The sequence below is a fragment of the Vibrio hepatarius genome (genome assembly GCF_043642085.1).
GTDB lineage: Bacteria > Pseudomonadota > Gammaproteobacteria > Enterobacterales > Vibrionaceae > Vibrio > Vibrio hepatarius_C.
Map to the genome: position 1 here is coordinate 1 of NZ_JBHZSA010000026.1, position 10,296 is coordinate 10,296.

Genomic DNA, 10,296 nt, shown 5'->3' on the forward strand with positions numbered 1-10,296 from the left:
GAATCGGCTTTAGTGTTTACGGCACAATGGTTTAGGTTAGGTGGTAGCGTCGCTCACTACTTAATTTGGCGTTATGTACTTTGGAGGTCAAATGGATTTATCCTCAAATTTCAGAATGTTGGCGCTGTACAATCAGCGAATGAATAAGCAGTTACTTGGTGTTTGCAGTGAGCTGACTCATGAACAGTTGCATCAGAATACCAACTCATTTTTCCCTACAATCATGGCTCACTGGAATCATATCTTGTTCGGTGACTTGATTATGCTCCAGCGCCTTGTAGCAAATGAGTTGGTATCAGTTGAAGCTACCATTTTAGAGAAATTACCCGTTTCTAAGTCAGTTTCTGACACGTTCGCTTCGAATCTAGATGAACTCTCTGAGCTACGAGAACTTGTAGACATGATCTACATTGAAATCACTAATCGGTTTACCGCTGATAGCTGTAACCAAATAGTCAGGTACACAACAACAGAAGGGCAGGTGATTGAAAGGACCGTTGGTGAGTTTTGCCAACATATTTTCAATCATCAAACTCACCATAGAGGTCAGCTTACCTGTTTGCTAAGCCAGTTTGGTTTAGACTTTGGCTGTACAGACCTGCCGATGATCGTGCCAGAGGGAGCACGTACATAACAATAAATTTAAGCAGATTCGCAACGCTTGGCACTTTAGGTTTGAATCAGCTTAAGTGTTTACGGCACAATGGTTTAGGTCAAGTGGTGGCGTTGCTCACTACTTAATTTGGCGTTAAATTACAGATAAATTAGGAGAGAATTTTGGCTTTACACCCACATGTTGAAGAATTTTATACTGAATGGCTCCAAAAAGCGGATAGCTATGGCAATGAGACTACGTCTGATTTATTTAATAAAGCGTTCTCATTGTTTACCCTTTATAACAAATTATATGTAGAAGCAACTTTTGAATTAGCTAGGAATAACGTAATTACACTGAATGAAAATAGAGGATTTCCTGACAGAAAAGGAGCTACTGAATATGCTCCAAGATTTATCGGTCACCAAAGGTTGTTACAAGTATTTTCCGAAAGTAATCAATGCTCTACCGCCATAGAGCGATTATTGTCAGCTATTGATAATCACGAGTTTTATATAAAATTAAGTATGCTTCGTGGGGAAAGACAACCTGAAAAAGATGCTACATTAGCAACTAGAATGCGTTCAAATGGAATAAAAACCAAAGTTGAAGCTATTTTAGATCTGATTTACTCCGTTAGATGTAACATGTTTCATGGCAATAAACGTTATTCGAATGTGCAAACAGAATTACTCCGTCCTGTAACTACCTTATTAAGAGCTGTTGTGGTGGAATTGTACACACAGCTAAATCAGTAATTTAACAAACTGTTTAAGAGTGATTCGCAACGCGTGGCATTTTTACCATGCGTTGGTTTAAGTGATTAAGGTGGCATGCGGCAGCATCGGTATTGCGTTGCTCACACCTTAACAGGGCGTTATACATAAGGAGATGAAATGGCTAGTGATGGAACATTAGAAGAGTACAAGGCCCTTAGAGATGAAATTGTCTCAATGACAAACAGAAGAATTCAGAGACTTACTATTACTTGGACTGCTTTAGCTGCGATGATAACTGCTTCAGCTTTGACTAAAACCCCTGAAATAGCCGCTTTGGCGCTAGTTTTTGTTTCTTCGGCGTGGAAAGAGGAGTTAAGTATTATTAGGCAAATTTGTGGGGTTGGTGGATATATTGAAAAGTGCATTGAGCCTCACTTTGACGGACTTAACTGGGAAACCATTACTTCCATCAGAATGGGTGGCCCCGACAAGCGACCTTTTGGAAGAAGACTTTGGCTCACAATAAAATCTAATTATGGTATTGCTGGGGCGATCTCATTACTCACCACTTTGTCCCTAGTTTTGCAATATTGGGACAGCTTGAGTCAAATTCGCTTGTTCTTTCTGGCTGTTATTTTCGTTTTAGGTTGTTCTTTCCTTATTGAACAAATACTTGCTGGTTGCAATTTGGAGAACTCAAAACTTCGTGCGAGAGAGCAGTTTAAAAAACATGTAAAACAACGCGAAACGACTGTGGCAAACCCCGCTGGCTAATGTATAACAATAAATTTAAGCAGATTCGCAACGCTTGGCATTTTTGGATTGAATCAACTTTAGTGTTTACGGCACAATGGTTTAGGTCAGGTGATGGCGTTGCTCACTACTTAATTTGGCGTTATGTGTATATGCGGAAGGTAGGCAAATTCAAGGAGAAGGTCTTGATTGGAGATAAAGCTATATATCAATCACTTGCTCAAGAGTTAATAAGTAGTTCCCCAGAGCAAGCTGTAAAAGTAATAATGAACGCTTCACTAGTTGTTTCGGAACAAGGTGATGTCGGTACTTTTGAATTCGACTATGTTGATAAACTAGGCACGAGAAAATGGTTTCCGTTCGGTTCGGATATAAATACGTCCAGAATCAGAGAGCATCTCACCGAGCTACGTGAATCATATATCAAGGAAGGGCAACCTGAATGGAATAGTTGTGAATTCATTGTTGACCTCATAGATGAATGTTTTCATATGAACATTGAGTATCCGTAAATACTATGGCTTAAAAAATTGCTTTGGACTAAAACACATAACAAAGCATTTAAGACGGATTCCCAACGCTCGGCATTTTTGGTTTGCTTTAGTTTCGGTGTTTACGGCATCATACTTTTAGTCCAGTGGCCTGCGTTGCTCACCACTTAATGCGGCGTTAGGCAAAGGGCAGAAAAGTTCTTTGTTCTAATCTTCTTGCTCCCTTTGCCCATCGTTTTTCTTAGTCGGCAATTCCGTATTGTCGGCTCAAATCCTTGAATCTCTTAAACCGTAAAACATGCCAAATTTCGTGGGTTGCCTCATTGGTTTTTTAGTGTCGGTCGGTGGCGAGCTTCACTGGCTTAAAGTGTGGAAAGGGCAAGTTAATCGAAGCTTTCGCTATTGTTGTCATTTTGCAGTTTTGAGTTTTACAGGTTCAAAAGCTGCTTTGTCGCTGAAAGGCTGTGTTTCGTGACCGTTGAAAGTGAGTCTGTAACATAGTGGCTTTAGTAATTCTTGAATCACAAAAAGTCAGTGGGTGATTGGTTGCTTATCGTGTTTAAGGTATTCTGTTTTCGAATCAAGTTAGTGAGTACGTAGGAAAATTTGCCTAACAAACAATTCAAGCTGATTCGCAACGCTCGGCGCTTTCGGTTTCAGTTGGTTTAGTGATTATGGTGAAGTGTTCGGGTAAGGTAGCAGCGTTGCTCACAACTTAATTGGGCGTTAGGCATCAGGAGAAACTATGAAGAGAAATTTTGAACTCATTAGAGCCTTATTGTTTTATTTTGAGAAAAAAGAAGATTCTCAAATGGTGGAAACACCTGAAATTCCTGAATACGATGATTTAGTTATTAACTACCATTGCCGCCTATTATTTGATGCCGGTTTTTTACGTTGTGAACCTATTCGTTCAACTACGTCAGATAGGGTAATTAGAGTTTTATGCTTTGAACTTACTTGGGATGGGCATGAATTTTTAGACCGCATAAGATCTGATACGACGTGGAACAAAGTTAAAAGCTATGCAAAAGATAAAGGGTTATCTTTAACGTTTTCTATCGTTACAGGCATTACGCAAAAATTTGCGCTCGAGGCAATGTCGTAAAAATGCCTAACAAACTGTTCAAGAGGGATTCGCAACGCGTGGCATTTTCACTATGCGTTGTTTTTAGTGTTTAATGTGGTATGCGGCGGCTTTTGTATTGCGTTGCTCACCCCTTAACAGGGCGTTATGTTTACTTGTATTTCAAAGGCTTAAATGTCTTAGGCTCTAGTTCTTTGTCCCTCTGGCAATCCGTCCCTAGTAGACTCAGCAAATCCGCATTGTCGGTCTAAGTTCTTGAATTTCTCAGCCCGTAAAACATGCCAATGTTCGCGGGTTGCTTCATTGTCAGGTCGTGGCGGTTGGCTTATTGTTTAACTGGCTCAAAGTCGCTTTTAGGTTCTTAGCCAATCAGCATTTCAGCTTGGCAGTTGCCTCGGCAATTTACCATTGTTTATCGCTTTGGTTGGAAAGACAGGGCGTTTGTTGAAGCTTATTTGGGTTGCCTCATTGGACAGGGAAGTGGAATTATTGGTTTTGAGTTAGTCGCCTCTGGCGGCCAAGTTGGTTCTTGCCTTGTGGTTTGGTTCAGAAAACTGGCTTGAAATAGCAGTTCTTTCTCAATTAAGTCAGTAACTTGTGGTAAAACATAACAAGGCGTTTAAGGCGGATTCACAACGCGTGGCGATTTCAGTTCAATTTAACTTAAGTGTTTAAGGTACAATGGTTTAGATTTGGTGGTTAGCGTTGTTCACCACTTAACGCGGCGTTATGTAACCCATGGAGTTTTAGTGCGGAAGTGTGTTAGAAATAGAATAATATGGCCTCATAAGTACTTAACTTGGCAATCCCAAATGATATGTGTACTAACTTTAGTTTCAATCGTCATTGGGCGTGGCATATATCAGGTTGTAAATCATGGTACTTTATATCCTGGGCTATTTGTGTCTCTTTATATGAGTGCAGTCATCGCATGTTATCTATATGACAAAGGTCTACCAATAGGGTCTGTAACATTTGATTTTGAGCCAAACGACCTCACCAAGCAGTGCAGTAGATTGGCTATAACTTCATTATCATCTGTGATCTATACAGTATGCATACTGAAAGGTGTAAGCTAGATTTTACCGAAACAAATGAAGCGCAGGATTACATAACAAGCATTCAAGCTGATTCGCAACGCTCGGCACTTTTGGTTTCAATTGGTTTGGTGATTACGGTGAAGTGTTTAGGTAATGTGGCAGCGTTGCTCACAACTTAATTGGGCGTTAGGCAAATTGAAGAAGTATACAAATAATGAGTAAAAGAACAGAAAATGCTCTTATCGCAAGAGGATTTGATACAACATTAGCCAAGACGTTGGCTATAGGTGGTTATACGCTAAGTAAGCTTAAAACCATGCAAGTTGATGACCTAATTTCTATAGGCATTGATGGGCACCTTGCGGCTAAATTGATGAAAGAACCTAGACCAGCGATCCCACAAAATATTCTGTGTAACGTTCTCTTCAATAACCGTAGAACGTGTTGCGTTTGTCGAGATGCCTCGAAATCGGTAGTAGTTCATCATATTATCGAATGGTCTAAATCGAGAAGTCATGCAGAAGAAAACCTATCGGTTTTATGCTTAGAGCATCATGATCTTGCTCATACTACAAAGCATCTAAGCCAAAACCTTACTGCTGATGAGATTCTATTTCATAAAGCGCTATGGGAATCTCAAGTCAGCCTAATTGATTCTCAAACGTTACTTCGCTTAAGAAGAGAGCGTAGTGTTGCCCGTTGGGATTGGATAAATATTCCTCGTGTTTTCGAAATTTTTTCTGAATGTATTGTTGAGTTTGAGCCATCTCCAGTAATCGATAACTTAAAAAAGGATAAGGTGATTGATGACAGAGGGATGCTATTGGATGAATCTCATTGGGAATGTGGCAAGAGCAATCAGCAGTACTTTATTGACTTTGGTGGCGGGTGTGAAGTTGCATCATATCTTGGTGGTGTTCTTGAAGCTATGATTCAAGTTTTACCAATAATTGACATTACTTCAATGCTTCAACATAGAGGTCAGATTAGGTCACTTATTACATATGGTAGCTATATCGGCGTCCAAGCACCGTTTTATTTTTCAACGTTAGAAAATCATGGGGATCATAGACAAGAAGTAAGGAGAGCTTATTATCAAGGTTATGGCGTTAAAATTGAGTTCACATATCAACCATGGTTTTGCACTAGTTCAAGTGCAAAGCATAGTGGAATGTCTGGTAGGCGAGTACAGACAGTAATCGGCTTTGTTCGTGATATTTCGTCAATCGACGGTGAGCTGGTTATATCTATCTCGTGCTTAGCTGCTGGAACTGGCTTCAAAACCCATGAAGGAAGAGTTCTCCCAAACTATGAAAGATATGCCTAACAAAGCATTTAAGAGTGATTCGCAACGCGTGGCATTTTTACTATGCGTTGCGTTTAGTGTTTAAGGTGGTATGCGGCAGCTTCAGTATTGCGTTGCTCACACCTTAATGCGGCGTTAGTTGCACGAGGAGGTTTCGTGGAAAAATTATCAGGTGGAAGAGAATCAGCAATATATCGAGATGGTGAAGTTGTCTATCGACCTCTTCATCCGTGGAGTCCTACAATTCACCTTATTTTGAAACACCTCGAGCGAGAAAATGTAGCTGAATCTCCAAGATTTCTTGGTGTTAACCAAGAACAGGAAGTCCTAAGTTTTGTTGTTGGTAATACTTATAACTACCCTCTAGTCGGTGCAATTGCTACTGTGGATGCTCTCACATCAGCAGGTAAACTATTGCGTAAAATACATGACTCAACTGTGCCACTTTTGGAACAAGTAGATGTCAATGCGCACAAGTGGATGCTAGAGCCAAGAGAGCCTTTTGAAGTTATCTGTCATGGTGACTTTACCCCATACAATGTTGCTCTATCCGAGAACACAGTTGTAGGTGTATTTGACTTTGATACAGCGCACCCTGCGCCAAGAATATGGGATTTAGCATATTCAGTTTATTGTTGGTCGCCTTTCAAAACTGATAGCAATGATAAGTTAGGCACAATCTCTGAGCAGGTAACTAGAGCTAAGTTGTTCTGTGATAGTTACGGTGCAACTAAGTCCGAAAGACATCAACTAGCGGATGCAATGATTCAGCGATTACAGGCTTTAGTATTGTTCATGCGCAGTGAAGCTGAAAATGGTAATGAAACCTTTGCTGAAAACATAGAGCAAGGTCATCTTCAAGCCTATCTAAATGACATAGAATATATCACTGAAAATAAACAAAAAATTCAGTGCGCATTGTGCAACTAACAAAGCATTTAAGAGTGATTCGCAACGCTTGGCAGTTTCGCTTCGCTCAAGTATAGCCAAGCGTCGCTCACACCTTAATGCGGCGTTATGAGTTTAGGAGGAAAAATGTATATCTGGAACATCAAAAGTTTAAAAGAACAGATTAGATCTGGACGACTGACTGAAAAAGATAGATTTATATATATGTTCTTAACTCTCATCTTTACTGTATTAGGCATTGAATTTGCGCTAAGAATCCCTATTGAATCTGGAAACGTGTGGGACACAATCAGTTCTGTATCTTCTGTCCTGATCCCTATACTGGGTACATTCTTAGCTTATAAAGCCAATGGGGCTGACAATGGAACTGATTTTCTAGGACGATATTTTAGTATTAGCTTTGTCGTTGCAGTCAGGTTCTTCGCTCTATTAGTCCCGATGTTCGCTTTGTTGTTCGCTTACTATATGTTGGTTATTCCTGAAAATCCTGCACTGGTAAGTACAGCTTTGGACACTTTACCTTTTATCGCTTGGCAAGGTTTACTTTACTATCAGATAGTTAAGCATGTAGGTGCCGTAAAACACTCATAACAAAGCATTTAAGAGTGATTCGTAACGCTTGGCAGTTTCGCTTCGCTCAAGTATAGCCAAGCGTCGCTCACACCTTAATGCGGCGTTAGTTTTCTTTTGGAGTTTACAGTGATGAATATTCCTGATTATTGGTTGGATTTTGTATCCAAGAACGATTTGAGTAATAAATCATTTGAGATCCCAGATGACTTTGATTTATCAGAGTTAGGGGCAGACTTTAAGGTATATACACGTTCGGAAATTGAAGATGAAACTAGCCATTGTTATCCGGGTATCAACGTTGTTAAGTCTGGATATATAGCCGTTGGTGGCTGCTTATGTGGCTCTGGCGATCCATACTTTATCAATGTGAATGATGGCGAAAACGGAAAGCTCTATCGAGTTTATCACGACGATAATTCCGTCGATATTGTTGTAAATAACTACAAAGATATCTTGAATTTCGTGGAATCGGAAAACTAACAAATTGTTCAAGAGTGATTCGGCACGCATGGCATTTTTGCTATGCGTTAGGTTTAGTGGTTAAGGTGGCATGCGGAGGCTCTGGTATTGCCTGCCTCACACCTTAACAAGGCGTTATGTGCCAGTTCCGAAAGCTCAATTTGAAGTGCCTCGAAACTATCCGGTGTTAATCCCTTGGAGCTGAATACTTGCTCTAATATGCACTGAGTTTTCTACTAACTCATTGGGTGGCAGAAGTGACTGGTGAAATGACGGAAATGGCAATTTCTAGCTATCTTGGCTGATTGTTGCTTCTAATGGGTACATATCCTTTCCTGCTTGTTGGTGTCAGTATGTTTTTCTATGACATTGAACGTAAACATGCCTTGCGGTGGCTAAACGGAGTAAGCTTTCTACTAGCAGCGTTTCTTCTCTATATGCACATGCAAACAGAAGTTATCTATGGTCAAGAATTACTGGAAGCTTGGTATCGAGACAACCCAGAAGACAGACCTCAATAAAAAGCACATAACAATAAATTTAAGCAGATTCGTAACGCTTGGCATTTTTAGTTTGAATCGGCTTAAGTGTTTACGGCACAATGGTTTAGGTGGGTGGTAGCGTTACTCACTACTTAATTTGGCGTTATGTTTACTTGCAATTCAAAGGCTTAAAGGTCTTAGGCTTTAGTTCTTTGTCCCTTTGGCAATTCGTCCCTAGTAGACTCAGCAAATCCGCATTGTCGGCCCAAATTCTTGAATCACTCAGGCCGTAAAACATGCCAATATTCGTGGGTTGCTTCATTGTTAGGTCGTGGCGGTCGGCTTCTAGTTTAACTGGCTCAAAGTCGCTTTTGGATTCTTAGCCAATCAGCATTTCGGCTTGGCAGTTGCCTCGGCAATTTGCCATTGTCTTGCGCTTTGGTTGGAAAGAAAGGGCGCTTGTTGTTACTCGGTCGGGTTGCCTCACTGGGCAGGGAAGTGGAATTACTCGTTTCTGGTTGGTCGCCTTTGGCGGCCAAGTTGGCTCTTGCCTTGTGGTTTGCTTCAGAAAACTAGTCAGAAATAGCAGTTCTTTCTCAATTAAGTCAGTAACTTGTGGTAAAACATAACAATAAATTTAAGAGTGATTCACAACGCTTGGCGCTTTCACTTCAAGCAAGTTTAGTGTTTATGGCACAATGCTTTAGGTGAGGTGTTAGCGTTGTTCACACCTTAATTTGGCGTTATAAGCCATCCCTATTTCGGAGAACGATATGGATAGAAAAATAGCAAGTGACTTAGCTAACATAATACTGTTAAGCACTAAGCTAGCGGGTAAGTATAAACTGGAAGACTATATAGCTCCGGGCTACATCGAGTCTTTTCATACGTTTGCGAACGGTAAGGAGTCTCTGGGGGCTTTCTTGATATCAGATGGCTCAAAATTATATTGGATATTTATAATTGATTGGCAGAGTAAAAATAATTTCTATCTAGTCGTATACCCAGAAAAATCAAATCAAGCTCCTCTTGCTGAAATACATAAACAGACCGTTTTTACCGATGGGGTAGATTTGGTGTGGAGGTACTCTCCGAGGAAAAAAGATGGCTTAAATGAACAACGGAAACAACAATTTTCTAATATGACCGGCGGCGGAGAGTTTATCCTGTCATTACCTAGTAAGTTTGTTACTTTCGAAGATACTTTGGATGACCTATTTCGTTTGATTACTTGTAGAGTTACAGCGGATCAGCTTGGTGGTATTGATAGCAATCAAGCGAGCGATTCATTTCCTGAAGGTAGAAGAGTTGAACGGAAACATTACATGAGAGAGCGCTCATCAGCTCTTGTCGAAAAAGCGAAGAAAGAGTATGCACTTAAAAATAATGGGCGCTTACCATGTGAAGTATGCGGTTTTGACTTCAGAGAATGTTATGGTTCCCATGGCGATAGCTATATCGAAGCTCATCACATAATTCCCTTAAGTGAGTTATGTTCAGCCGATGGAGTAAAAACGAGATTAGAAGACTTGGCTATGGTTTGTTCTAATTGTCATCGTATGCTTCATCGGGCTCCTCGGATTGATCTTCGAACGTTGCGTGAGCAATTCAAATAATGGCTTATAACAAGCAATTTAAGAGGGATTCACAACGCTTGGCATTTTTGCTTCTACTTCAAATTTAATGTTTATGGAACAATGCTTTAGGTTTGGGTGTGGGCGTTGTTCACCCCTTAATTGGGCGTTATGTTTACTTGTATTTCAAGGGCTTAAATATCTTAGGCTAAAGTTCTTTGTCCCTCTGGTAATTCGTCCCTAGTAGATTCAGCAAATCCACATTGTCGGTCTAAGTTCTTGAATCATTCAGCCCGTAAAACATGCCA

11 protein-coding genes are annotated in these 10,296 nt (G+C 40.4%); all 11 read left to right on the forward strand.

Annotation, left to right across the window (positions count from 1 at the left end):
- Positions 1–91 precede the first annotated feature (91 nt).
- On the forward strand, positions 92–634 hold the full coding sequence (locus ACHUFZ_RS20780; RefSeq protein WP_394128650.1) for a DinB family protein: 543 nt from the start codon (positions 92–94) through the stop codon (positions 632–634).
- Positions 635–777: 143 nt separating this feature from the next.
- Positions 778–1,353, forward strand: a complete 576-nt coding sequence (locus tag ACHUFZ_RS20785) for a hypothetical protein (protein WP_394128651.1) — start codon at positions 778–780, stop codon at positions 1,351–1,353.
- 138 nt (positions 1,354–1,491) lie between these two features.
- Entirely contained in the window at positions 1,492–2,088 is a 597-nt protein-coding gene (locus tag ACHUFZ_RS20790; protein WP_394128652.1) for a hypothetical protein, read from the forward strand.
- 164 nt (positions 2,089–2,252) lie between these two features.
- Positions 2,253–2,579 (forward strand): hypothetical protein, encoded by a 327-nt coding sequence (locus tag ACHUFZ_RS20795; RefSeq protein ID WP_394128653.1) that lies wholly within the window; start codon positions 2,253–2,255, stop codon positions 2,577–2,579.
- Positions 2,580–3,303: 724 nt separating this feature from the next.
- Positions 3,304–3,666 (forward strand): DUF2513 domain-containing protein, encoded by a 363-nt coding sequence (locus ACHUFZ_RS20800; protein ID WP_394128654.1) that lies wholly within the window; start codon positions 3,304–3,306, stop codon positions 3,664–3,666.
- Positions 3,667–4,899: 1,233 nt separating this feature from the next.
- The gene (locus ACHUFZ_RS20805; protein ID WP_394128655.1) at positions 4,900–6,012 is read left to right on the forward strand and encodes an HNH endonuclease signature motif containing protein; all 1,113 of its coding nucleotides are present in this window, start codon (positions 4,900–4,902) and stop codon (positions 6,010–6,012) included.
- A 135-nt stretch (positions 6,013–6,147) separates the two neighbouring features.
- Complete coding sequence (locus ACHUFZ_RS20810) at positions 6,148–6,921, forward strand: phosphotransferase (protein ID WP_394128656.1); 774 nt, start codon at positions 6,148–6,150, stop codon at positions 6,919–6,921.
- A gap of 105 nt (positions 6,922–7,026) precedes the next feature.
- Positions 7,027–7,491, forward strand: coding sequence for a hypothetical protein (locus ACHUFZ_RS20815; RefSeq protein WP_394128657.1), 465 nt, complete (start codon positions 7,027–7,029; stop codon positions 7,489–7,491).
- A 111-nt stretch (positions 7,492–7,602) separates the two neighbouring features.
- A complete protein-coding gene (locus ACHUFZ_RS20820) occupies positions 7,603–7,953 on the forward strand; it encodes a hypothetical protein (RefSeq protein WP_394128660.1) in 351 nt (116 codons plus the stop codon).
- Between the two features lie 296 nt (positions 7,954–8,249).
- Entirely contained in the window at positions 8,250–8,453 is a 204-nt protein-coding gene (locus ACHUFZ_RS20825; RefSeq protein ID WP_394128658.1) for a hypothetical protein, read from the forward strand.
- Positions 8,454–9,187: 734 nt separating this feature from the next.
- Positions 9,188–10,030 carry an HNH endonuclease gene (locus tag ACHUFZ_RS20830; protein ID WP_394128659.1) on the forward strand — a complete coding sequence of 281 codons (843 nt, stop codon included), beginning with the start codon at positions 9,188–9,190 and terminating at the stop codon, positions 10,028–10,030.
- Positions 10,031–10,296: the final 266 nt, after the last annotated feature.

What these genes read in the sequence shown, in the direction of transcription:
- ACHUFZ_RS20800 (WP_394128654.1), top strand. Translation starts at nt 3,304, where the DNA reads ATGAAGAGAAATTTTGAACTCATTAGAGCCTTATTGTTTTATTTTGAG.
- ACHUFZ_RS20830 (WP_394128659.1), top strand. Translation starts at nt 9,188, where the DNA reads ATGGATAGAAAAATAGCAAGTGACTTAGCTAACATAATACTGTTAAGC.
- ACHUFZ_RS20815 (WP_394128657.1), top strand. Translation starts at nt 7,027, where the DNA reads ATGTATATCTGGAACATCAAAAGTTTAAAAGAACAGATTAGATCTGGA.
- ACHUFZ_RS20820 (WP_394128660.1), top strand. Translation starts at nt 7,603, where the DNA reads ATGAATATTCCTGATTATTGGTTGGATTTTGTATCCAAGAACGATTTG.
- ACHUFZ_RS20825 (WP_394128658.1), top strand. Translation starts at nt 8,250, where the DNA reads ATGGGTACATATCCTTTCCTGCTTGTTGGTGTCAGTATGTTTTTCTAT.
- ACHUFZ_RS20790 (WP_394128652.1), top strand. Translation starts at nt 1,492, where the DNA reads ATGGCTAGTGATGGAACATTAGAAGAGTACAAGGCCCTTAGAGATGAA.
- ACHUFZ_RS20805 (WP_394128655.1), top strand. Translation starts at nt 4,900, where the DNA reads ATGAGTAAAAGAACAGAAAATGCTCTTATCGCAAGAGGATTTGATACA.
- ACHUFZ_RS20780 (WP_394128650.1), top strand. Translation starts at nt 92, where the DNA reads ATGGATTTATCCTCAAATTTCAGAATGTTGGCGCTGTACAATCAGCGA.